The organism is Enterobacter hormaechei subsp. hoffmannii, assembly GCF_001729745.1.
Classification (GTDB): domain Bacteria; phylum Pseudomonadota; class Gammaproteobacteria; order Enterobacterales; family Enterobacteriaceae; genus Enterobacter; species Enterobacter intestinihominis.
The window spans coordinates 1,055,238-1,077,935 of sequence record NZ_CP017186.1; the positions used below are offsets into that span (position 1 = coordinate 1,055,238).

The following is a 22,698-nucleotide window of genomic DNA, read 5'->3' on the forward strand; positions in this document are numbered from 1 at the left end:
CACCGTTTACCATGGCATGTTGACTAAAATTGTGAGCGCTTCGCAAAGAGGTTGATATGTCTTCCACATTGCCGCTGACCCTCAGCGCAATTCTGGCTCGTCGTGACTGGGAAAACCCGGGCGTGACGCAGTGGAATCGTCTGGCCGCACACGCGCCTTTTCATAGCTGGCGCGATGAAACCCTCGCCCGGGAGGATAAGCCTTCGCTGAGCAAGCGTCTGCTTAACGGCATCTGGCGATTCAGCTTTTTCCCGGCACCAGAGCAGGTGCCCGAGGCATGGGTAACGGACGATCTGTCTGATGCCGTTGAGATGCCCGTGCCGTCGAACTGGCAGATGGAGGGATTTGATACCCCCATCTACACCAACGTCACCTACCCGATAAATGTGAACCCGCCCTATGTTCCGGCTGAAAACCCAACCGGTTGTTACTCGCTCACATTTGAGATGGATGGTGCCTGGCTGCTCAGCGGGCAAACCCGCATTATCTTTGATGGGGTGAATTCAGCTTTTCATCTGTGGTGTAACGGCCAGTGGATGGGCTATTCCCAGGACAGCCGTCTGCCTGCGGAGTTCGACCTCAGCGCGGTGATGCGACCGGGGCAGAACCGCCTGGCGGTGATGGTGTTACGCTGGTGCGACGGAAGCTACCTGGAAGATCAGGACATGTGGCGGATGAGCGGCATTTTCCGTGACGTCTCGCTGCTGCACAAGCCGGAAACGCAGATTGCCGATTATCAGATCGTGACCGATCTGAATGCCGAATGCGATCGGGCGCTGCTCCGGGTTGACGTTGCGCTGGAAGGCTTACGCTATGCCGAATGCGAGGTGGCGTTTACCCTGTGGCGTAACGGCGAAGCCTGCGCGCAAATCACGCAACAGCCCGGATCGGCCATCGTGGACGAACGCGGCAGTTGGGCGGAGCGGCTCACGGTGGCGATACCCGTGAACAATCCCGCGCTGTGGAGCGCTGAAACACCGGAACGCTATCGTTTGACCATGTCGCTTCGGGATGTGCAGGGCAACATGCTGGAGACTGAAGCCTGCGATGTCGGTTTCAGACGCGTCGAAATCAGCAACGGCCTGCTGAAGCTTAACGGCAAACCGCTGCTGATCCGCGGCGTGAACCGTCATGAACATCATCCTGAGAAGGGGCAGGTGATGGATGAGGCGACCATGCGCCGCGACATCGAACTGATGAAGCAGCATAACTTCAATGCCGTGCGCTGCTCGCATTATCCGAATCACCCTCTGTGGTACACGCTTTGCGATCGCTACGGCCTGTACGTGGTCGATGAGGCGAATATTGAAACCCATGGCATGGTGCCGATGAGCCGCCTGGCGGACGATCCGCGCTGGCTGCCTGCCATGAGCGAACGCGTCACGCGTATGGTGCAGCGGGACCGGAATCATCCGTCCATCATCATCTGGTCCCTGGGGAATGAGTCCGGGCATGGGGCGAATCACGATGCGCTGTACCGCTGGCTGAAAACCACCGATCCCACGCGGCCGGTGCAGTACGAAGGCGGGGGGGCCAGTACGGCGGCAACTGATATTATTTGCCCGATGTATGCCCGCGTCGATCAGGATCAGCCGTTCCCGGCGGTGCCAAAGTGGTCGATTAAAAAGTGGATTGGTATGCCGGACGAAACCCGTCCGCTGATCCTGTGCGAGTATGCCCACGCGATGGGTAACAGCTTTGGCGGCTTTGCCAGCTACTGGCAGGCATTCCGCAGCCATCCCCGGTTGCAGGGCGGCTTTGTCTGGGACTGGGTCGATCAGGCGCTGACGAAAAAAGCGGAAGACGGCACGGCATTCTGGGCCTACGGCGGCGATTTTGGCGATAAGCCCAACGATCGTCAGTTCTGCCTCAACGGGCTGGTGTTTCCCGATCGCACCCCGCATCCCGCCCTTTACGAGGCACAGCGTGCCCAGCAGTTCTTTACCTTTACGCTGGTGAGCACCGCTCCGCTGGTCGTCGATATCCAGAGCGATTATCTGTTCCGTCATACTGACAACGAGAGTCTGCGATGGTCGGTGGCGCGTGACGGTGTGGTGTTGGCTTCCGGCGAAATAACCCTTTCTGTTGCGCCCCAGGGGACACAGCGCGTGGAGATCCCGCAGCCTGAACTTGTCGCTGAGCCGGGCGAGGTCTGGCTCAACGTGGAGATCGTTCAGCCGCAGGCCACGCCGTGGTCGCCATCCGGCCACCGTTGTGCCTGGGATCAGTGGCCGCTCCCGGCTCCGCTGTACCTTACGCCACCGAAAGCAGGCGGAACCCCTCCGCAGTTAACGGTGCGGGACGAGGTGCTGGACATCACTCATCAGCAGCAGCGCTGGCAGTTTAGCCGTCTCACCGGCAACCTGACCCAGTGGTGGAACGCGGCCGCTGAAACGCTCCGTTCCCCGCTAACGGATAACTTTACCCGCGCGCCGCTGGATAATGACATTGGCATCAGCGAGGCGACCCGCATCGATCCGAACGCGTGGGTGGAACGCTGGAAAGCGGCAGGGATGTATGAGATATCCTCGCGCCTTATCCAGTGTGAAGCGGAACAGCATGCCCGTGAGGTGGTGGTGACCACGCAGCACGTCTGGGAGCATCAGGGTAAAGCGCTGTTTATCAGCTACAAGGTCTGGCGGATTGATGACCACGGGTTACTGCACGGTGATGTGCAGGTGACGGTGGCGTCTGACATTCCTGAACCCGCTCGCGTGGGCCTGAGCGTTATGCTGGCGGATATCCCGCAAACGGTGCGCTGGCTGGGGCTGGGCCCGCTGGAGAACTATCCGGACAGAAAACTGGCGGCGCAGCAGGGGCGCTGGGCGTTACCGCTGGACGCCATGCAGACGCCGTATATCTTCCCGACGGAGAACGGTTTACGCTGCGACACCCGTGAGCTGACGTTTGGCTCACATCACTTCCAGGGACAGTTCCATTTCTCCCTGAGCCGTTACAGCCAGCAGCAACTGCATACGACAACGCATCACCATTTGCTACGGGAAGAGGATGGCTGCTGGTTGAATCTTGATGCCTTCCACATGGGCGTGGGGGGGACGACTCATGGAGCCCGAGCGTAGCTCCCGCCTTCATTCTGCAAAACCGTCGGCTGCGCTACACGTTTAGCTGGCAGCAGAACGGCTGAGCCGATACGTGCGGCCACTGCCGTGGCCGCACGTAACACCGCGTAATGGGTTTATTTCCTGAGGTTGTGCTCGGCCCAGCGAATGAAATCTTCTTTAGGCAGCGCCTTGCTGAAATACCAGCCCTGTCCGTACTGCACGCCATGGCGATGCAACCATTCGAGCTGCCCTTCAGTTTCAATGCCTTCTGCGACCATCGCCAGCTTAAGCGATTTGGCCATTTCGATGATGTGGGGAGTCACGTTCTTATACTCCAGCGCGTCCACAAAGGATTTATCAATCTTCAGGGTATCGACATCAAGATCCTGCAAATAGCTCAGGCTGGAGTAACCCGTACCAAAATCATCAATGTAGATGGCATGCCCGGAGCGCCGAAACGCAGCGATGGCAGGGGCGCTGACGGCAGGATCGGCAAAGCCGCGCTCGGTCAATTCAAGGGCGATCTGGCGCGGGTGGACGCCCCATTTGTTGAGCAATTGACTCAGCAGGCGAGGCAGCTCGGGGGACGTTAAATCGGATGGTGCAAGGTTGACAGAAATGTGCAGTTCCGGGTGATGATGCAGCCAGGCACCTAAATCCTCAAACACCTTATTCACCACCAGCTGTGTCAGCGTTGAAATAAGCCCCGTCTGCTCCGCCAGGGGAACAAAGAGATTAGGCGACAGGTCACTGCCATCTGGCTGCGGCCAGCGCATCAGCGCTTCTGCACCCACCAGTTTTCCACTGCATAGCACCACAATGGGCTGAAAGTGAACCTCGATCTCCTGGTTGTTGATCGCGTCGATCAGCCGGTTACGCGGGGACAGCAAACGGCGGAGGATGCGAAGCACAACAAGGGCTGCAACCAGGCTTATCATTATGCCAGCCGGTAGCCAGATGATCAGCTGCTGATGCCAGGATGCCGCGAGCGGTTTTAACGATGCCCAGGCAATAACCGTAAGCCCCAGTTCTGGCACCGGTTTCAACACGTACATCGAGCCGTTGTATTGCACGCGCTTAACGTCCTGCTGCTCCTTAACGACAGAAAGAATATACGGGTCGAGAATATTGCTTCTGGCAAATATCCGATGGGTTTCGCTGCCCACCAGGGCGGCATCCATCGAAATGTCACCGAACGGGACAACATCCACAAGCGACGCCGGATCGACCATTACCAGATAATGTCCTTTCCCCAGAACGGCCATATAACGGTGAATGCCGAGGTCGTTTTGCGAGGTGAGCCACGCGCTATATCCGTCTGCGGTGATCCGCATCGGGGGCGGTAAGATCGCCGTATTACTGGATTGTTCCAGAGAGGAGCAGAGCGGCTTCAGGTTATCGATATACATCACTTCCTGAATATAGCGCCATGAGAACGCGACACGACGCATTTCGCGTAAGTGCGGAGGAGTGCAGGGCGGGGCGTTGAACAACTGTAGGTGCGTGAGCGCCTGTTTTGCCTGCGCAACGACTCTGTCGGTACGGATCAGGGCGCGCGAGGCATATCTGTCCAGTGCATCCACAAATTTCGCCTCTGCCTGACGATGCGCCAGCCAGATACTGAGGCACACAGGGACCAGCACAGAGAAGATCAGTACGCCTGTCACCAGGCTGACCAGATGTCGGGTTCGCATGCTGCTGTATCCTTTCCATATGCCCGACCAGGGCATGGAGTTTGCGCGCCAGATGAAAAATTTTTTATCGCTAAATGATATAGTTATAGCATGTAACAGTCTCTCGCAGAATTTGAAAAAACCTTTCAAAAACAGGCTGTGCGTCACAGGGGTTGTTTTTGCAGCAAAGCTCAGATAGTATTTTGTTATGTTATAACAATGCATGAAGGCCAGAGATGAAACCGAATATCCATCCAACCTATCGCACCGTTGTGTTTCACGACACCACGGCTAATGAATATTTTAAAGTTGGCTCAACGATTAAGACAGACCGTGAAATTGAGCTTGAGGGGAAAACGTATCCCTACGTTACTCTTGATGTCTCCTCTAAATCACATCCGTTTTATACCGGGAAGCAGAAGACCTTCTCGACGGATGGCAGCGCGGCACGCTTCCGCAAGCGTTTTGGTGGCTTTCTTGATGCGAAGCGAGGCTAATCATGCAGGTGCTTAACTCATTGCGCAGTGCAAAACAGCGTCACCCGGATTGCCAGATAGTCAAACGCAAGGGACGCTTATACGTGATTTGCAAATCTAACCCGCGCTTTAAGGCGGTGCAGGGGCGTAAAAAAAGACGCTAGAGGCGCGTTTCTCGCCAGCTTTCAAGGGATCTTTTCTGTTTGCCATCGACGGTAAAATTGTCGGTGGCAAGCCAGCTTTCAAACGCGCTCGCCAGCGCTGACCACTCTTTGTTGAGAATTGAAAACCAGTCGGTGTCCCGGTTTCGGCCTTTAATGACCAGCGCCTGGCGAAAACGCCCTTCAAACTGAAACCCAAGACGCAGGGCCGCTTTGCGGGAGGGTTCGTTCAGGCTGTTGCACTTCCATTCATAACGTCGGTAGCCCAGGGTATCGAACACGTACCGCATCAGCAGATACTGCGCTTCTGTCGACATGGGCGTGCGGCTTAACATTGACGAGAAGTGAACATGTCCCACTTCTACAACGCCGTTTTTAGGATCGATCCGCATAAGGGACAGCGTCCCGACAGGAGATTGGGTCTGGTTATCGATAACGCTAAAGTGGATGGGATCGGATAATTTGCTCACGCTCGCCACCCATTCGGCAAACTCCTCTGCGGTGGCATCGGGTTCACGCAGCAGCCACGTCCAGCTTCGGGTATCTCCGGCCAGGGAATACGCAGAGAACAACGCGTGGGCATGCTCCACGCGCAGCGGCTCAAGCCGACAATAGCGACCCTGAAGTACCACCCGGGACGGGGGCGGGCGAGGCTGCCAGTCGGCAAGGCTTTCCCCTACAGGTTGTCCAAACTCATTGAATATACTCATCTTTATTTCCACGATGTTGAAAAGATCTCCAGATTAGTGAATTACTGGTTCCTTAAAAAGAACCACCAGGCTATGTTTTGCTGGTACCACGAGGAGGTAAAGATGAATATACCGGGTGATGAGCTATACACCCTGCTCCATGCTGCGCTGAAAAAACGTGGGGAAGAAACGCTCCAGCGCGCGCTCTACCTTGCTTTGCGGGAGGCCATACTGTGCGGAAGGCTTCGGTCCGGCAGTCATTTGCCCGGCTCGCGAACGCTGGCGCAGCAGATCTCGGTGTCCCGAAACACCGTTAATGCGGCGCTGGACCAGCTCACGCTCGAAGGTTATTTGCTGCGTAGCCGCCAGGGTACGCGGGTGGGGCAATTCACTCCTCGGACGCTTGCCCGGACATTACCGGACCCGGACGTCAGGCTGACAAAACGTGTCGCGCTACTGCCCGCGCCTGTGCCGCGCGACACTCCGGTGATGGCGTTTACTCCGGGAACGCCTGCCATCAACTATTTCCCCTTGCCGCTGTGGCGGCGGTTGTACGATCGCGTCCTGCGCGAGGAGGGAAGCGCCCTGTTAGGGTATGGCGACCCGGCCGGTGAGCCGACGCTGCGGGCCGCCATTGCCCGCCATCTTGCGCTCTCCCGCGGCATTGACTGCGATGCAAGCCAGATAGTGATAACCGAAGGGGCGCTGGAGGGCGTCAATCTGTGCACGATGCTGTTAAGCGAGCCGGGGGATGTCGCCTGGGTGGAAAATCCTGGCTATAGCGGCGCCAAAAGCGCTTTCGTCAAAACCGGCCTGGCGATGACCGGCATACCGGTGGATGACGAGGGGATGTGCTGGGAAGGGCTGTGTGCGCCTTCACCCGCGCTGATTTTTACCTCGCCATCGCATCAGTTCCCTTACGGAAGCGTACTCAGCGCGCGGCGGCGTCTGGCGCTGCTGGAACTGGCCCGGCAGCATAGCGCGTGGATCATTGAGGACGATTACGACAGCGAATTTCGTTATACCGGTGAGCCCGTCCCGGCGATGCTGGGCATGCTCAACAATGCGCCCGTTGTGTATCTGGGGACATTCAGCAAAACGCTGTTTCCGTCGCTCCGGATGGGGTTCATGGTGTTACCGCCAGCGCTGGCGAAGGCGGCGCGTCCTGCCATCGGCTCGCTGCTGCGCGGCGGGCATCGCGCTGAACAGCGCACCCTGGCGCTGTTTATTGAGGAAGGCCACTATGCACGACATCTTGCCGCCATGCGCCGCCTTTACCGTAAGCGTTACCGCCAGCTGAGGGAGGTGCTGAGCGCAGAGCTTCATACGCCGCACCGTGTTCTTGCCGGGGAAGGGGGAATGCACCTGACGCTGGCGATTGACGGTATCGACGACCAGCGGCTGGTGGAGCAGGCAAGAGCGTTTCAGCTGGCACCCGCTGCACTGAGCGGGTACTACCTTGAGACGACGCAGGGGCAAACCGGTCTGGTTTTAGGTTACGGCAATACCTCTGCTTCGCAGTTTGCGCCGGGTATTCGACGTCTTCAGGCGCTCATTACACAGCAGCGGGGCGGGAAAGGGTAAAGACATCATAAAAAGAGAGCTGGCCCTTGGTGAGGACCATTTTCTGCAACTTCTCTTTTTGCCCGGCTTCGACAGCCGGCGAGTGCAGGATGCTGTCGATCAGCTCCTTCGGCACGTAACGCGTGTTGTACCACTCCCCGTTGTAGCAGACGCGGAAATCGAGTACGTCGATATCTTCATACCGGTAACGCGGATTGACGTCGAAAAAGAAAAACGCGTTAAACACCACGAACAGCACAACCAGCAGCCAGACGGAATCGACCAGCGTTTCAGACTTCAGCATGACGATAAGCGTTGCCAGCCAGGCGGCGTACATGGCGACGAACAATCCGGGATGATTGCGAATAAAGCTGATGCTAAAGCGCGGACGATTGTCGCGCTTTTCGCGGGTATTGAGCTCGTCGATGGTGGCGGTAAGCAGGCGCTGTATCTCTGTCATTTTTTGCCTTTATGATTGTTAAAAATACAGGTGATCTGCCTATTTTATGAGAGGGGTTTATGCGATGAAAGTAACAGTTATGCCAGGAAAAAGCATAACAGTTACTCAGGATGCGCTTAGATCATTTTAATGATTTTCGCCGGATTCCCGCCCACTACCGCATTGGCCGGCACGTCTTTGGTCACTACCGCGCCGGAAGCGATAACCGCATTATCGCCAATGGTCACGCCCGGATTAATCACCGCACGTCCGCCGATCCAGACGTTATGGCCTATGGTGACCGATTTACCGTACTCCAGCCCGCTGTTACGTTCGGTCGCGTCCAGAGGATGCGTGGCCGTATAAATGTGCACCCCCGGTGCGAGCATACAGTTATCGCCAATGCGGATAGGGCAGACGTCCAGCATGACGCAGTCGAAGTTGGCGTAAAAATTGTTGCCCAGATAGATGTTATAGCCGTAGTCGCAGCGGAAACTCGGCTCAATATAAGCGCCTTCGCTTTGACCCAGCAGGTCAGATAATAAGGCGCGACGTTCGGCCTTCTCATCGGGTGCGGTATGGTTATAGCGGTGAACAATATGACGAGCGCGTAAACGGTCAGCCCTCAGCGTGTCATCGCCGGGGCGATAATATTCACCGGCAATCATCTTCTGTTTTTCTTCACTCATGGGAACCTCTCTGGAATCGTTTTACGTAGCGTAAAGAGGATTAGCCAGAAAGGGAACGTTCCCTAAAAGTGGCTGTGACAGGAGTCACAACATTCTTGCGTATAAATACGTTTTATACGGGGACCTGGCGTTTGCACTTGAAGCGTAATACGAAAGGTAAATTCAGCTTAACAACGGGCGTAGTGCCTTAAAGTCTCTCTTCAACGACTAACGAACAAATTTCCATACCGAAGAGGGGATCTTGTCATAGAGTTTATTCATGGTCAGTTCAGCAAGACGATGGTCGGCAGCTGAATAAAATACCGCCAGTTCATTATCAGACAGCTCGTATTTATTTTTCTCAATAACTCGTTCGAGCGTGTCAATTGACTGACAGCGTCGCAGGCGCATCAAATAATCGACTTTAGTTAATGGTTTATCAGACATAAAATTCACCTTAGTATTTGTAATAATTTTAACAGGAAAGACTAACCGGATTAGCTCTGCTGACATTCGTGAAGCAGCGAAATAGACGGTTTCCTGATTTACGCCATTTCTGCAAATCCTGTGCGTTAATGCCGTAGCTGCTGAACAACATAAAGGTGTCGTCCAGGTATTCATCAATTTGCTCTATCAACTTATTATCTTCATTGTACTTAATTTTATAATTAAGTGCGAAGGTTGCGATATGCTCGATCAGCTCATTAAGCTGTAAATTGATAGCAGACGTTGGATCGTTCACCCAGCCATGGTTACTTTCTTCAAGATTGGCAAGGCAGTCATGGTACAAGGATTCGCAGAGAAATTTCAACTGCGCGATATCATGCCTTTTTGGCGAGTACTCGTCCATAGCGCATCCCCTTCTGAGTGATTTTTTACTCACCGAACATCATGTCGGGATGGATACAACTTGCTTAGCCACACGGGAGCTGTGTTCCTGATAACTCTAACTATAAGCCACTCTGATCAGGATTTCACCGCGCTATTACGAAAAATTACAATTAAAACGTTTCCTTGCGAGCGCTTACGCAAATGTGACCTCAGACGCGAACACTTTTATCGAGAGAAACCCTTTTTTTAATCCGTTCCTTAAGATTCATTGAGTTAGCGCAATGTTTCAATTGAAGTCCGGATTCAGATGTCTTCGGCATTTACGATGATTTAGGATTTGTCCGAATATTTTAGGCGATGAATTGATATTAAAAGAATGCTGAATTCTACGATTAGCTTATCGGATTATTATGATAAGTCTTATCAGGACGGGTGAAAATAAATAAAACGACAATAAGACTATTTTATGAATTTTTCTGAAAATGAAAAAGGCCGCAAATGCGGCCTTTTTATCATGTGAAACCGGTATCAGTGATGTTCTACCGAATGATTGTGCTCCACATCTTCATTTTTGCGGCTAAAGCGGCGACGTACCACCACGAAGAACACCGGTACAAAGAAGATGGCGAGAACGGTCGCAGTGACCATACCACCCATTACACCGGTACCTACCGCGTTCTGTGCGCCGGAGCCTGCGCCTGAGCTGATAACCAGCGGCATAACGCCGAGGATAAACGCCAGGGACGTCATCAGGATTGGACGCAGACGCATACGAACGGCTTCAAGCGTTGCTTCAATCAGGCCTTTACCTTCTTTCTCCATCAGATCTTTGGCGAATTCGACGATAAGTATCGCGTTCTTCGCCGACAAGCCAATGGTTGTCAGCAGGCCCACCTGGAAGTAAACGTCGTTAGTCAGCCCACGGAAGGTTGCGGCAAGCAGCGCACCGATAACCCCCAGCGGAACCACGAGCATAACGGAGAACGGAATCGACCAGCTCTCATACAGTGCCGCCAGACACAGGAACACCACAATCAGTGAAATGGCGTACAGGGCAGGGGCCTGGTTACCGGACAGACGTTCCTGATAGGACATACCGGTCCAGTCGTAGCCAATACCCGCAGGCAGTTTGCTGGCCAACTCTTCCATCAGGTTCATGGCTTCACCGGTGCTTCGGCCCGGCGCCGCCTGACCGAGGATCTCCATCGATGGCAAGCCGTTATAACGCTCCAGACGCGGCGAACCGTATTCCCAGCGCGAAGTTGAGAAGGCGGAGAACGGCACCATCTGGCCATCGCTGCCGCGAACGTACCAGTTGTTGATATCGTTCGGCAGCATACGGTATTGCGCTTCGGACATGACGTACACTTTCTTCACGCGACCACGGTCGATGAAGTCGTTGACGTAGCTGCCACCCCAGGCTGCACCCAGCGTGGTATTGATGTCACTGATGGACACACCCAGCGCCTGTGCTTTTTCCTGGTCGATATCGATCTTGTACTGCGGCGTATCTTCCAGACCGTTAGGACGCACGCCCACCAGCAGGTCAGGGTGTTTAGCCACCTCGCCAAATAGCTGGTTACGCGCCTGAGTCAGTTTTTCGTGGCCCAGACCGCCCTGGTCAATCAGCTGGAAGTCGAAGCCGGTCGCCGTACCCAGTTCAACAATCGCTGGCAGGTTAAAGGCGAAGACCATCGCATCTTTAATCTGTGAGAAGGTACCCATGGCCCGGTTGGTAATGGCTTCAACTTTGTTCTCATCACCCGGACGTTCGGACCAGTCTTTCAGAGAAACGAAGGCAATACCGGTGTTCTGACCACGACCCGCGAAGCCAAAGCCGTTAACCGCAAACACGGATTCGACGTTGTCTTTCTCTTTGGTCAGGAAGTAGTCGGTCATCTCATCCAGCACTTTTTGCGTACGTTCTTGCGTCGCACCCGCCGGAAGCTGAGCCATGCTCAGGAACACGCCCTGGTCTTCATCTGGCAGGAACGAGCTTGGCAGACGAACAAACAGGAAAGCCATGCCCACCACGATGATGATATAAAGCAGCAGATAACGACCGGTGCTGCGCAGGATGTTCCCCACGCTGTCGGTGTAGTGATGCGTACTCTTATCAAACATGCGGTTAAACCAGCCGAAGAACCCTTTGTGCTCGCCGTGGCCACCTTTCTTAATCGGCTTCAGCATGGTCGCACACAGGGCTGGCGTCAGGATCAGGGCTACCAGCACCGACAGCGCCATCGCGGAAACGATGGTAATAGAGAACTGACGGTAAATCGCACCGGTCGAACCACCGAAGAAGGCCATCGGGATAAATACCGCAGACAGAACCATCGCGATACCGACCAGCGCGCCCTGGATCTGGCCCATTGATTTACGGGTTGCTTCCTTCGGCGGCAGGCCTTCTTCCGCCATCACACGCTCAACGTTTTCGACCACTACGATGGCGTCATCCACCAGCAGGCCGATGGCGAGCACCATCCCGAACATCGTCAGGGTGTTTATCGAATAGCCAAATATCGCCAGAACCGCGAAGGTGCCGAGCAGTACAACCGGCACGGCGATGGTTGGGATCAGCGTTGCGCGGAAGTTTTGCAGGAACAGGTACATTACCAGGAAGACGAGGATGATCGCCTCAACCAGGGTTTTTACCACTTCGTGAATCGAAATTTTAACGAACGGCGTGGTGTCATACGGGTAAACAATTTTCAGACCTGACGGGAAGAAAGGTTCCATCTTCTTCAGTTCTGCACGGATAGCCGTCGCGGTGTCCAGGGCGTTCGCCCCAGTCGCCAGTTTGATACCTAAACCGGAAGCCGGTTTACCGTTGAACTTCGCAATAACGTCGTAGTTCTCGCCACCCAGTTCCACTTTCGCCACGTCACGCAGGCGAACCTGCGAACCGTCCTGATTCACCTTCAGCAGAATTTTACTGAACTCATCCGCCGAGGTCAGACGCGTTTGCGCGATGATAGACGCGTTAAGCTGCTGGCCTTTCACCGGCGGCGTGCCGCCTAACTGACCGGCTGCAACCTGGGCGTTTTGCGCTTTAATTGCGCTGATCACGTCAACCGGGGTCAGCTGGAAGTTGTTCAGCTTATTCGGATCCATCCAGATACGCATCGCGTACTGTGAACCGAACAGCTGAACGTCACCCACACCAGACGTACGGCTGATGGCGTCCTTCATGTTGGCGCCCACGTAGTCGGAAATATCTTCCTGCGTCATGGTGCCATCGGTGTTAATCACGCCGACAACCATCAGGAAGCTACTGGACGATTTCTCGACGCTCACACCCTGTTGTTGCACTTCCTGCGGCAGCAGGGGCATCGCCAGCTGCAGTTTGTTCTGCACCTGAACCTGCGCAATGTCCGCATCCGTACCTGATTCAAAGGTCAGGGTAATCTGAACTGTACCGGTTGAGTCACTGTTTGAGGACATGTACATCAGGTTATCGATACCGTTCATGTTCTGTTCGATAACCTGCGTAACGGTGTCCTGCACCGTTTTGGCATCAGCGCCCGGGTAGGTTGCGGAGATCGTCACTGCCGGCGGCGCAATCGTTGGATATTGCGCAACAGGCAGCTTCAGGATCGCAAGTCCCCCGGCCAGCATGATGATAATGGCGATCACCCACGCAAATATGGGGCGATCGATAAAGAAATTAGGCATGTCTTAACGGCTCCTGTTTAAGTTAAGACTTGGTTTGTTCTGACTGGCCAGCGGCCGACGCTTGTTGTTTGTCGTCAGATTTCACTTCCTGAGCTTTGACCTGCGCGCCAGGACGAACTTTTTGCAAACCAGTAATAATCACGCGATCGCCATCTTTCAGACCTTCTGTTACCAGCCACTTGTCGCCAATCGCCTGCGTTGCAGTGATATTGCGTGTTTCGACTTTGTTATCGGCACCCACAACCAGCGCGCTCGCATCGCCGCGTGGCGTACGGGTCACACCTTGCTGCGGAACCAGAATGGCGCTTGGGTTAGTCCCTTCTTCAAGACGGGCGCGTACGAACATACCCGGCAGCAGGGTTTTATCCGGATTCGGGAAAATAGCCCGGATGGTGATAGAGCCGGTGGTCTGATCGACGGTCACATCAGAAAATTCCAGTGTGCCTGTCTGTGAGAACTTGATACCGTCGTTGGTAACCAGTTCAACTTTGGCTTTACCGTTTTCCTGTTTCAGTTGTCCGCTGGCAAGCTCCTGTTTGAGACGCAGGAAATCGTTGCTGGACTGTGTAACGTCAACGTAGATCGGGTCAAGCTGCTGCACGGTGGCCAGCGCGTTGGTTTGACCGTTCTGCACCAGCGCACCTTCGGTGACGGCTGATTTACCAATGCGACCGCTGATAGGGGAGGTCACTTTGGTGTAGGCGAGGTTAATACGCGCGGTTTCTACCGCCGCTTTCGCCGCCACAACGGCTGCATTGGCTTGCTGTGCATCGGCCAGGGCAGAATCGTAATCCTGTTGGCTGATGTACTGCGTGCCGAGCAGTTTCTTGTAACGATTCAACGTCAGTTGCGAAATTTTGGCTGCCGCTTCTGCTTTCGCCAGATCGCCTTTAGCGCTCTCATAAGACGCCTGATAGGTTGCTGGATCAATCTGATAAAGAGACTCACCTGCTTTCACATCACCGCCTTCGGTGAAGTTACGTTTCAGGATGATACCGCTCACCTGCGGACGTACTTCTGCAATGCGATAGGCGCTGGTGCGGCCCGGTAGTTCTGTTGTCATCTGGAGAGGTTCGGATTTGAGCGTCACGACGCCAACTTCTGGCACCTGCTGAGCTCCTTGTTGAGCCTCTTTGTCGTCACATCCTGTAAGCGCTAAGCTGCCTGAGAGCATCAGAACGACCGCCAGAGGCGTTAACCCTCTGTTTTTGTTCATATGTAAACCTCGAGTGTCCGATTTCAAATTGATCAAGGGTCCTGAGTCTAAAAACCCATTGCTGCGTTTATATTATCGTCATGCTATGGTACATACATTCATAAATGTATGTAAATCTGACTCCTGTAAATTCATCAACGTATGGCACGAAAAACCAAACAACAAGCGCTGGAAACCCGACAACACATTCTGGATGTGGCAATGCGTTTGTTCTCACAGCAGGGTGTTTCGGCAACCTCGCTGGCGCAGATTGCTCAGGCCGCGGGCGTCACGCGGGGAGCGATTTACTGGCATTTTAAAGACAAGTCAGATCTGTTTAGTGAAATCTGGGAGCTTTCAGAGTCCAGCATCAGCGATCTTGAGAGTGAGTATCGGGCAAAATTCCCTCACGATCCACTCTCAGTATTAAGAGAAATATTAGTATATATCCTTGAAGCGACTGTTGTGGAAGAACGCCGACGTCTGATGATGGAAATCATCTTCCATAAATGTGAGTTTGTTGGCGAAATGGCGGTGGTTCAGCAGGCGCAGCGCGACCTGTGTCTGGAAAGCTACGATCGCATCGAGCAAGTTCTTAAGGAATGTATGCAGGCCGACATGCTTCCCGCTACGCTGTTAACGCGCCGGGCGGCGATCCTGATGCGCAGTTATATTTCCGGCCTGATGGAAAACTGGCTTTTCGCCCCGCAGTCGTTCGATCTGAAATCAGAGGCGCGCAGCTACGTCGCGATTTTCCTGGAGATGTGCCAGCTTTGCCCGACCCTTCGCAGCGAGGGAGCGCCGCTTACTGCCTGAATCTTTCCAGGAAATGTCTTAGAGGATTACCTTCCCGCTATTCTGCTTTAGCCGGGCGTGATATTCTTCACGCCCGACTATTTTCGGTCATTTCTCAGATCACATTCACGACTATGCTGCACACCTATCGCTCGACACATTCTGTTCTGGCCGTTTTTTTGATCCTGCTGTTTTTCTTTGCAGCCGCACCGCATTCCTGGGCCCGTGCAGACAACGGCAGTGACGTCCCGACGCGTGCCGAGGTTCAGTCGCAACTCGACACCCTGAATAAACAAAAAGATCTCTCCGCCCAGGAAAAGCTCGTTCAGCAGGACCTGACGGAAACCCTGGATACGCTGGATAAGATCGATCGCATCAAAGCCGAAACGGCCCAGTTGCGGCAGAAGGTCGCTCAGGCGCCGGAGAACATGCGTAAAGCAACGGAGGCCCTGAACGCGCTTAGCGACGTTGATAACGACGATGAAACCCGAAAAACGCTTGCCACGCTTTCGTTGCGCCAGCTCGAGTCGCGCGTGGCGCAGCTGCTGGACGATCTGCAAACGGCGCAGTCCGATCTCTCGACCTATAACAGCCAGCTGGTTTCGCTGCAAACCCAGCCTGAGCGCGTGCAGAACGCCATGTATTCTGCATCGCAACAGCTACAGCAGATACGTAACCGTCTGAATGGCATTACCGTGGGGGAAGGGGCGCTTCGACCGACCCAGCAAACGCTGCTGAACATCCAGCAGACGCTGCTGAACGCGGAGATTGAACAGCAGCGTAAGAGTCTGGAAGGCAACACGGTGTTGCAGGATGCGCTGCAAAAACAGCGTGACTACGTGAACGCGAATATCAACCGGCTCGAGCATCAGCTTCAGCTGTTGCAGGAGGCGGTGAACAGCAAGCGCCTGACGCTGACCGAAAAAACGGCGCAGGAAGCGGTCTCGCCAGACGAAACGGCGCGTATCCAGGCCAATCCGCTGGTGAAGCAGGAGCTGGAGATTAACCATCAGCTGAGCGAGCGCCTGATTCAGGCGACTGAAAGCGGCAGCGCGCTGGTGCAGCAGAATATTAAAGTCAAAAACTGGCTGGATCGCGCTTTGCAGGCTGAGCGCAATGTCAAAGAGCAGATTGCCGTCCTGAAGGGAAGCCTGCTGCTGTCGCGCATTCTTTACCAGCAGCAGCAGACGCTGCCGTCCGCCGACGAGCTGGAAGACATGACCAACCGCATTGCGGATTTGCGTCTTGAACAGTTTGACGTTAACCAGCAGCGCGATGCCCTGTTCCAGAGCGATACGTTTGTTGCCAAAGTGGAAGAAGGCCATTCAAGTGAAGTAAACGGTGAAGTTCACGACGCGCTGTTGCAGGTTGTGGATATGCGCCGCGAACTGCTCGATCAGCTTAATAAGCAGTTGGGCAACCAGCTGATGATGGCGATTAACCTGCAAATCAACCAGCAGCAGCTGGTGAGCGTGTCTAAAAGCCTCCAGGAGATCCTGACCCAGCAGATTTTCTGGGTGAACAGCAACAAACCCATGGACTGGGACTGGTTTAAATCTTTCCCTGAAACGCTGAAATCCCAGATCAAAAGCATGAAAATTACCGTGAACTGGGAGAAAGCCTGGCCTGCGGTGATGATTGCCTTCCTTGCGGGTCTGCCTTTGCTGCTCATCGCCGGAGTAATACGCTGGCGTTTGAAATGGCTGAAGCAGTACCAGGCGAAGCTGGCCTCGGAAGTGGGGCAACTGCGTAACGACAGCCAGTTGCACACCCCGAAAGCGATCCTGATCGATCTGATCCGTGCTCTGCCGGTCTGCCTGCTGATCCTCGCCGTCGGCCTGATCCTGTTGACCATGCAGCTCAATATCAGCGACCTGCTGTGGGCGTTCAGCAAAAAGCTGGCGCTGTTCTGGCTGGTGTTTGGCCTGTGCTGGAAAGTGCTGGAAAAAGATGGCGTCGCGGTCCGACACTTCAACATGCCGGAGAAACTCACCAGCCACTGGCGTCGCCAGATTGTACGTATCAGCCTCGCGCTGTTGCCGCTGCACTTCTGGTCCGTTGTGGCCGAGCTTTCGCCGCTGCATCTGATGGATGACGTGCTGGGACAGCTGGTAATTATGCTGAACCTGCTGCTGATAGCCGTCCTGATGTGGCCGATGTGCCGCGACAGCTGGCGTGATAAAGAGTCCCACAATCTTCGTCTGGTTACCGTAACGGTGCTGGCGATCATTCCGCTGGCGCTGATGGTGCTGACGGCAACGGGTTACTTCTATACCACGCTTCGTCTGTCAGGCCGATGGATTGAAACCGTGTATCTGGTGATCCTGTGGAACCTGTTGTTCCAGACCGTGCTGCGCGGTTTGAGCGTGGCGGCGCGCCGCATTGCGTATCGTCGTGCTGTTGCCCGTCGACAGCATCAGGTTAAAGAGGGGGCTGAAGGGGCTGAGCCGCAGGAAGAGCCGACCATTGCCCTGGAGCAGGTCAACCAGCAAACGATGCGTATTACCATGCTGGTGATGATTGCGCTGTTTGCGGTGATGTTCTGGGCCATCTGGTCTGATTTAATTACCGTCTTCGCCTACCTCGACAGTATCACCCTCTGGCAATACAACGGTACCGAAGCGGGCGCTGCGGTAATGAAAAGCGTCACCATGGGCAGCCTGCTCTTTGCGCTGGTGTCGTCGGTGGTGGCCTGGGCGTTGATCCGCAACCTGCCTGGTCTGCTGGAAGTGCTGGTGCTCTCAAGGCTGAACCTGCGTCAGGGGGCGTCGTATGCCATTACCACCATCCTGAACTACGTCATTATTATTGTCGGGGCGATGACGGTATTCGGCTCGCTGGGCGTCTCGTGGGATAAACTCCAGTGGCTGGCGGCGGCGCTGTCGGTAGGTCTGGGCTTCGGCTTGCAGGAGATCTTCGGTAACTTTGTTTCTGGCCTGATAATCCTGTTCGAACGTCCGGTGCGTATCGGCGATACCGTCACCATCGGCACCTTCTCCGGGACCGTCAGCAAGATCCGTATTCGTGCGACCACCATCACTGACTTCGATCGTAAAGAGGTGATCATCCCGAACAAAGCCTTCGTGACCGAGCGACTGATCAACTGGTCGCTTTCGGATACTACGACGCGCGTGGTGGTCCGACTCGGGGTGGCCTATGGTTCAGATCTGGATAAAGTGAAAGAGGTCCTGCTGGAAGCCGCGAAATCACATCCTAAAGTGATGCACGATCCTGCGCCTGACGTGTTCTTCACCACCTTCGGGCCAAGCACGCTGGATCATGAGCTGCGCCTGTACGTACGCGAACTACGCGATCGCAGCTACACCGTCGATGAGCTGAACCGCACCATTGACCGTCTGTGCCGTGAAAACAACATTAATATCGCCTTCAACCAGCTTGAGGTTCACCTGCGTAACGAGAAAGGTGACGAACATACGGAAGTGAAGCGTGAGATTAAGGGGGACGAAAACTCCGCCCCTCACCCTGCCCTCTCCCCAGAGGGGAGAGGGTAAAAAGCGAATCAGTGCAGATCTTTCAAACCGCACCTAACGGTCCCCTCTCCCTCCAGGGAGAGGGCTAGGGTGAGGGTGAGGGCAACCGGCCTTCACCTTTCCCTCAAAATCCCGCCGCACAATCTCCAGCGCTTTCAGCACCGTCTCCGCCGGGATCTCGTGATTCTCCAGCAGCATAATTAAATCGACGGCCAGCTTGACCTCGTCGGGGGCATTTTCCAGTGACATTAGTGGCTCCTGTTAACGGGTCAGGCGTTCAATGACGCGTTCAATCTCATCCAGCGCCTGACGGCAGCGGACGATGCGGCCTTCCAGCGCGCTGATTTCACGCATTAATAACTGCTGCTCTTGCAGCGTTTCGCTGGTGGTCAGGCGGGCTTCGCGCTCACACTTCATCTCAAACAGACGCCGCTCAAACTCCTGGTTCTCCAGCCGCTTGCGCTGCCATTTTCCGAGCCCAGGCGAGGCGCTGTCCCACGCCCGTAGCGGCCAGGCGGCGATTTCGCGGTGCAGGGCGGTGATCTGCTCGGTAAGATGCTCCGCAAGCCACACCACCTGTTCCTGCTGTTCACTCTCAACCGCGTGGCGAAGCTCGTCGAGGTTGGTCTGCATCTCAGCAAGGTAATCCTGAATGACGGTACTGCGGGTGCGGAAGAGCTGCCGATCAAAGCGCGGTTTCAGCGTAGCATGTCCCATCAGCGGTGTGGCCTGCGCCCGCAGCGCGATCAGCTGATTTTGCAGCCTCTCAAGAAGCAGTGCTGTTTTCAATGCGCTCTCCAGTGGTAAAGTAGCCGTTCAGTTTGATAACGACTCGCATTATGCAGCGTACTATTTTAATCATCATTGGCTGGCTCGCGGTAGTGCTGGGTACGCTAGGCATCGTATTGCCCTTGCTGCCGACCACCCCGTTCATCCTGTTGGCCGCCTGGTGCTTCGCCCGCTCGTCGCCGCGTTTTCACCACTGGCTCCTGTACCGTTCGTGGTTTGGCGGCTACCTGCGGCACTGGCAAAAACACCGGGCCATGCCGCCCGGGGCCAAGCCGCGCGCCATTGCCTTCATCCTGATCACCTTCGCCGTCTCGTTATGGCTGGTGAAAATGATGTGGGTGCGCATTCTGCTGCTGGCGATCCTGGTCTGCCTGCTGATCTTCATGTGGCGGATCCCCGTGGTTGATGAAAAGCAACAAAAGCACTGAAGCCTCATCATGGCGGTTGCAATTATGGCGCACAGCCAGTAAATTCGACCGTTTTCGAGCACAGGTGCGCCTGGTCAAAGGTTAAACAACTGTTACTTTGACCGACTCGTCGCGCGCCGTGAGTAACACTGTTTCATTTAGGCACAAACCGATGACCGCAACTGCACAGCAGCTTGAATATCTGAAAAATAGCATCAAAAGTATCCAGGATTATCCAAAGCCTGGCATTCTTTTCCGTGATGTCACCAGCTTGCTGGAAGACCCGAAAGCGTACGCCCTCAGCATTGAACTGCTGGTTGAGCGTTATAAAAACGCCGGGATCACCAAAGTAGTAGGTACCGAAGCCCGTGGCTTCCTGTTCGGCGCACCGGTTGCGCTGGCGATGGGCGTGGGTTTTGTGCCGGTGCGTAAGCCGCGCAAACTGCCGCGTGAAACCATTGCTGAGAGCTATGAGCTGGAATACGGCACCGATCAGCTGGAAATTCACGTTGATGCCATCAAGCCAGGCGACAAAGTGCTGGTGGTGGACGATCTGCTGGCAACCGGCGGCACCATCGAAGCGACCGTGAAGCTGATCCGTCGTCTGGGCGGGGAAGTGACCGACGCGGCATTCATCATCAACCTGTTCGATCTCGGCGGCGAGCAGCGCCTGGAAAAACAGGGTATTACCAGCTACAGCCTGGTGCCTTTCCCGGGACATTAATCCCGTATCTCACAACCTCGCTCAATGGGTGAGGTTGTGATAGCATTCCCCTCCATTAATTCACCTTCCAGCGTTGCAGAGCCTGCCCATGAGTTATCAGGTGTTAGCCCGTAAATGGCGACCACAAACCTTTGCTGACGTTGTCGGTCAGGAACATGTGCTGACGGCCCTGGCGAACGGCTTGTCGCTAGGTCGCATCCATCACGCCTATCTTTTCTCCGGCACCCGCGGCGTCGGTAAAACCTCTATTGCCCGCCTGCTGGCAAAAGGTCTGAACTGCGAAACCGGGATCACCGCCACCCCGTGCGGCGTATGTGACAACTGCCGCGAGATCGAGCAGGGGCGTTTTGTCGATCTGATCGAGATCGACGCCGCCACGCGCACCAAGGTGGAAGACACCCGCGATCTGCTCGACAATGTGCAGTACGCCCCGGCGCGCGGCCGCTTCAAGGTCTATCTGATCGATGAAGTACACATGCTGTCGCGCCACAGCTTCAACGCCCTGCTGAAAACGCTGGAAGAGCCGCCTGCGCATGTAAAATTCCTGCTGGCGACCACCGATCCGCAAAAGCTGCCGGTCACGATCCTGTCGCGCTGCCTGCAATTCCATCTGAAGGCGCTGGACGTTGAGCAGATCCGCGCACAGCTTGAACACATTCTTGATGAAGAGAAGATCGTTCACGAGCCGCGCGCCCTGCAGTTGCTGGCCCGCGCGGCGGACGGCAGCCTGCGTGATGCGCTGAGCCTGACTGACCAGGCAATTGCCAGCGGTGACGGTAAGCTTTCCACTGACGCGGTCAGCACCATGCTCGGCACGCTGGATGACGATCAGGCGCTGTCGCTTATCGAAGCGATGATTGCCGCCAACGGTGAGCGGGTAATGACCCTCGTCAACGATGCCGCCGCCCGTGGCATTGAATGGGAAGCGCTGCTGGTCGAGATGCTCAGCCTGCTGCATCGCGTGGCGATGCTGCAATTGTCTCCGTCGGCCATTGGCGCGGACATGGCGACCATTGAACAGCGGATGCGTGAACTTGCGCGCACCGTGCCGCCGGCTGATGTTCAGCTTTATTATCAGACGCTGCTGATTGGCCGCAAAGAGCTGCCGTTTGCACCGGATCGCCGGATGGGCGTTGAAATGACGCTGCTGCGCGCGCTGGCCTTCCATCCGCGCAAGCCATTGCCGGAGCCGGAAACGCCCCGGCAGTCCTTTGCGCCGGTTGCGCCGACCGCGGTAATGTCACCGCAGCAGGTGCCACCGCAACCGGCATCGCCGCCGCCGCAGAACGTGCCGCTGTCGGATGCCACCAGTTCGGTGCTTGCCGCACGAAGCCAGTTGCAACGTGCGCAGGGAGCAACCAAACCAAAAAAGAGTGAACCGGCAGCGCCTGCAAGAGCGCGGCCGGTGAACAACGCCGCGCTTGAACGACTGGCCTCGGTAACGGAGCGCGTGCAGTCGCGTCCGGCACCGTCCGCGCTCGAGCAAAAAGCCCCGGCGAAAGAAGAGGCATACCGCTGGAAGGCGACTACCGTTGTTGAAACGGTCAAGGAAGTGGTCGCCACGCCAAAAGCGCTGAAAAAGGCGCTTGAGCATGAAAAAACGCCGGAGCTGTCCGCGAAGCTCGCGGAAGAGTCCATCGAGCGCGACGCCTGGGCCGCTGAGGTCAGCAAACTTCAGCTGCCGAAGCTGGTGGAGCAGGTCGCGCTGAATGCCTGGAAAGAGCAGGAAGGCAATCAGGTGCGTCTGCACCTGCGCCCTGGCCAGCGGCACCTCAACTCCCCAGGCGCGCAAAAGGCGCTGGCCGAGGCGCTTACCGCATTACAGGGTGTGCCGGTTGAATTGACTATCATTGAAGATGATAATCCGGCGGTGAAAACGCCGCTCGAGTGGCGACAGGCGATTTATGAAGAGAAGCTCGCGCAGGCGCGCGAGTCGATTATCGCGGATAACAACATCCAGACCCTGCGCCGGTTCTTCGACGCCGATCTGGATGAAGAGAGTATTCGCCCCCTTTGATCGTGAGTCTGACTTACGGTTGTAATCCTTAACGTGAAAGAAG

18 protein-coding genes, 1 pseudogene and 1 other annotated feature are annotated in these 22,698 nt (G+C 55.4%); of the genes and pseudogenes, 9 read left to right on the forward strand and 10 right to left on the reverse strand.

Translation table 11 applies throughout. The features are described from left to right. The first annotated feature begins 56 nt into the window (after positions 1-56). Positions 57-3,145 (forward strand): annotated as a pseudogene (locus BFV65_RS04915) (beta-galactosidase). A gap of 51 nt (positions 3,146-3,196) precedes the next feature. On the opposite strand, the gene BFV65_RS04920 reads toward BFV65_RS04915, so the two are convergent. Then, positions 3,197-4,756: a cyclic di-3',5'-guanosine monophosphate phosphodiesterase PdeB gene (locus tag BFV65_RS04920; RefSeq protein WP_069596304.1), complete on the reverse strand. Its 1,560-nt coding sequence runs from the start codon at positions 4,754-4,756 to the stop codon at positions 3,197-3,199. 215 nt (positions 4,757-4,971) lie between these two features. Between BFV65_RS04920 and BFV65_RS04930 the strand changes: the two genes are divergently transcribed. Both BFV65_RS04930 and ykgO read left to right on the forward strand, forming a co-directional pair. Then, positions 4,972-5,232: a type B 50S ribosomal protein L31 gene (locus BFV65_RS04930; protein WP_015571255.1), complete on the forward strand. Its 261-nt coding sequence runs from the start codon at positions 4,972-4,974 to the stop codon at positions 5,230-5,232. A 2-nt stretch (positions 5,233-5,234) separates the two neighbouring features. Continuing rightward, the gene (gene ykgO / locus BFV65_RS04935; RefSeq protein WP_003859006.1) at positions 5,235-5,375 is read left to right on the forward strand and encodes a type B 50S ribosomal protein L36; all 141 of its coding nucleotides are present in this window, start codon (positions 5,235-5,237) and stop codon (positions 5,373-5,375) included. On the opposite strand, the gene BFV65_RS04940 is transcribed toward ykgO, so the two are convergent. Next, the gene (locus BFV65_RS04940) at positions 5,372-6,082 is read right to left on the reverse strand and encodes a GNAT family N-acetyltransferase (RefSeq protein WP_069596306.1); all 711 of its coding nucleotides are present in this window, start codon (positions 6,080-6,082) and stop codon (positions 5,372-5,374) included. The two genes, ykgO and BFV65_RS04940, sit on opposite strands and share 4 nt — an antisense overlap. 102 nt (positions 6,083-6,184) lie before the next feature. On the opposite strand from BFV65_RS04940, the gene pdxR reads away from it, so the two are divergent. Next, positions 6,185-7,645, forward strand: coding sequence for a MocR-like pyridoxine biosynthesis transcription factor PdxR (gene pdxR, locus BFV65_RS04945; RefSeq protein WP_069596307.1), 1,461 nt, complete (start codon positions 6,185-6,187; stop codon positions 7,643-7,645). Here the strand turns inward: pdxR and BFV65_RS04950 are convergent. The 6 genes from BFV65_RS04950 to acrA all read right to left on the reverse strand — a co-directional run bounded on the left by BFV65_RS04950 (position 7,617) and on the right by acrA (position 14,453). Then, positions 7,617-8,084, reverse strand: a complete 468-nt coding sequence (locus BFV65_RS04950; RefSeq protein ID WP_023305595.1) for a YlaC family protein — start codon at positions 8,082-8,084, stop codon at positions 7,617-7,619. The two genes, pdxR and BFV65_RS04950, sit on opposite strands and share 29 nt — an antisense overlap. A 116-nt stretch (positions 8,085-8,200) precedes the next feature. Continuing rightward, entirely contained in the window at positions 8,201-8,752 is a 552-nt protein-coding gene (maa, locus tag BFV65_RS04955; protein ID WP_023305596.1) for a maltose O-acetyltransferase, read from the reverse strand. 207 nt (positions 8,753-8,959) lie between these two features. Continuing rightward, positions 8,960-9,178, reverse strand: a complete 219-nt coding sequence (locus BFV65_RS04960; RefSeq protein ID WP_015571250.1) for a hemolysin expression-modulating protein Hha — start codon at positions 9,176-9,178, stop codon at positions 8,960-8,962. 28 nt (positions 9,179-9,206) lie between these two features. Further along, complete coding sequence (tomB, locus tag BFV65_RS04965) at positions 9,207-9,581, reverse strand: Hha toxicity modulator TomB (RefSeq protein ID WP_006809850.1); 375 nt, start codon at positions 9,579-9,581, stop codon at positions 9,207-9,209. 509 nt (positions 9,582-10,090) lie between these two features. After that, a complete protein-coding gene (gene acrB / locus BFV65_RS04970; RefSeq protein WP_023299464.1) occupies positions 10,091-13,237 on the reverse strand; it encodes a multidrug efflux RND transporter permease subunit AcrB in 3,147 nt (1,048 codons plus the stop codon). Between the two features lie 22 nt (positions 13,238-13,259). Further along, the gene (acrA, locus tag BFV65_RS04975; RefSeq protein WP_022647272.1) at positions 13,260-14,453 is read right to left on the reverse strand and encodes a multidrug efflux RND transporter periplasmic adaptor subunit AcrA; all 1,194 of its coding nucleotides are present in this window, start codon (positions 14,451-14,453) and stop codon (positions 13,260-13,262) included. A gap of 141 nt (positions 14,454-14,594) precedes the next feature. On the opposite strand from acrA, the gene acrR reads away from it, so the two are divergent. Both acrR and mscK read left to right on the forward strand, forming a co-directional pair. Beyond that, the gene (gene acrR / locus BFV65_RS04980; RefSeq protein WP_069596308.1) at positions 14,595-15,248 is read left to right on the forward strand and encodes a multidrug efflux transporter transcriptional repressor AcrR; all 654 of its coding nucleotides are present in this window, start codon (positions 14,595-14,597) and stop codon (positions 15,246-15,248) included. Positions 15,249-15,361: 113 nt separating this feature from the next. Then, entirely contained in the window at positions 15,362-18,739 is a 3,378-nt protein-coding gene (gene mscK / locus BFV65_RS04985; protein WP_023305598.1) for a mechanosensitive channel MscK, read from the forward strand. Between the two features lie 33 nt (positions 18,740-18,772). On the opposite strand, the gene rsmS is transcribed toward mscK, so the two are convergent. Both rsmS and priC read right to left on the reverse strand, forming a co-directional pair. Then, on the reverse strand, positions 18,773-18,967 hold the full coding sequence (gene rsmS, locus BFV65_RS04990; protein WP_022647275.1) for a pleiotropic regulatory protein RsmS: 195 nt from the start codon (positions 18,965-18,967) through the stop codon (positions 18,773-18,775). A 12-nt stretch (positions 18,968-18,979) separates the two neighbouring features. Continuing rightward, positions 18,980-19,507, reverse strand: a complete 528-nt coding sequence (priC, locus tag BFV65_RS04995; RefSeq protein WP_022647276.1) for a primosomal replication protein N'' — start codon at positions 19,505-19,507, stop codon at positions 18,980-18,982. 50 nt (positions 19,508-19,557) lie between these two features. Here priC and BFV65_RS05000 point away from each other — a divergent pair, with 50 nt between their 5' ends. The 3 genes from BFV65_RS05000 (at position 19,558) to dnaX (ending at position 22,655) form a co-directional block, all read left to right on the forward strand. Next, positions 19,558-19,935, forward strand: coding sequence for a DUF454 family protein (locus BFV65_RS05000; RefSeq protein ID WP_023299466.1), 378 nt, complete (start codon positions 19,558-19,560; stop codon positions 19,933-19,935). Between the two features lie 151 nt (positions 19,936-20,086). Then, positions 20,087-20,638, forward strand: coding sequence for an adenine phosphoribosyltransferase (gene apt, locus BFV65_RS05005; RefSeq protein ID WP_000127359.1), 552 nt, complete (start codon positions 20,087-20,089; stop codon positions 20,636-20,638). A gap of 88 nt (positions 20,639-20,726) precedes the next feature. Beyond that, on the forward strand, positions 20,727-22,655 hold the full coding sequence (gene dnaX / locus BFV65_RS05010; RefSeq protein WP_069596309.1) for a DNA polymerase III subunit gamma/tau: 1,929 nt from the start codon (positions 20,727-20,729) through the stop codon (positions 22,653-22,655). Continuing rightward, positions 21,985-22,049: a sequence feature (DnaX frameshifting element), on the forward strand. Its footprint overlaps the gene before it by 65 nt. Positions 22,656-22,698: the final 43 nt, after the last annotated feature.

What these genes read in the sequence shown, in the direction of transcription:
- BFV65_RS04920 (WP_069596304.1), bottom strand. Translation starts at nt 4,756, where the DNA reads ATGCGAACCCGACATCTGGTCAGCCTGGTGACAGGCGTACTGATCTTC.
- BFV65_RS04930 (WP_015571255.1), top strand. Translation starts at nt 4,972, where the DNA reads ATGAAACCGAATATCCATCCAACCTATCGCACCGTTGTGTTTCACGAC.
- ykgO (WP_003859006.1), top strand. Translation starts at nt 5,235, where the DNA reads ATGCAGGTGCTTAACTCATTGCGCAGTGCAAAACAGCGTCACCCGGAT.
- BFV65_RS04940 (WP_069596306.1), bottom strand. Translation starts at nt 6,082, where the DNA reads ATGAGTATATTCAATGAGTTTGGACAACCTGTAGGGGAAAGCCTTGCC.
- pdxR (WP_069596307.1), top strand. Translation starts at nt 6,185, where the DNA reads ATGAATATACCGGGTGATGAGCTATACACCCTGCTCCATGCTGCGCTG.
- BFV65_RS04950 (WP_023305595.1), bottom strand. Translation starts at nt 8,084, where the DNA reads ATGACAGAGATACAGCGCCTGCTTACCGCCACCATCGACGAGCTCAAT.
- maa (WP_023305596.1), bottom strand. Translation starts at nt 8,752, where the DNA reads ATGAGTGAAGAAAAACAGAAGATGATTGCCGGTGAATATTATCGCCCC.
- BFV65_RS04960 (WP_015571250.1), bottom strand. Translation starts at nt 9,178, where the DNA reads ATGTCTGATAAACCATTAACTAAAGTCGATTATTTGATGCGCCTGCGA.
- tomB (WP_006809850.1), bottom strand. Translation starts at nt 9,581, where the DNA reads ATGGACGAGTACTCGCCAAAAAGGCATGATATCGCGCAGTTGAAATTT.
- acrB (WP_023299464.1), bottom strand. Translation starts at nt 13,237, where the DNA reads ATGCCTAATTTCTTTATCGATCGCCCCATATTTGCGTGGGTGATCGCC.
- acrA (WP_022647272.1), bottom strand. Translation starts at nt 14,453, where the DNA reads ATGAACAAAAACAGAGGGTTAACGCCTCTGGCGGTCGTTCTGATGCTC.
- acrR (WP_069596308.1), top strand. Translation starts at nt 14,595, where the DNA reads ATGGCACGAAAAACCAAACAACAAGCGCTGGAAACCCGACAACACATT.
- mscK (WP_023305598.1), top strand. Translation starts at nt 15,362, where the DNA reads ATGCTGCACACCTATCGCTCGACACATTCTGTTCTGGCCGTTTTTTTG.
- rsmS (WP_022647275.1), bottom strand. Translation starts at nt 18,967, where the DNA reads ATGTCACTGGAAAATGCCCCCGACGAGGTCAAGCTGGCCGTCGATTTA.
- BFV65_RS05000 (WP_023299466.1), top strand. Translation starts at nt 19,558, where the DNA reads ATGCAGCGTACTATTTTAATCATCATTGGCTGGCTCGCGGTAGTGCTG.
- apt (WP_000127359.1), top strand. Translation starts at nt 20,087, where the DNA reads ATGACCGCAACTGCACAGCAGCTTGAATATCTGAAAAATAGCATCAAA.
- dnaX (WP_069596309.1), top strand. Translation starts at nt 20,727, where the DNA reads ATGAGTTATCAGGTGTTAGCCCGTAAATGGCGACCACAAACCTTTGCT.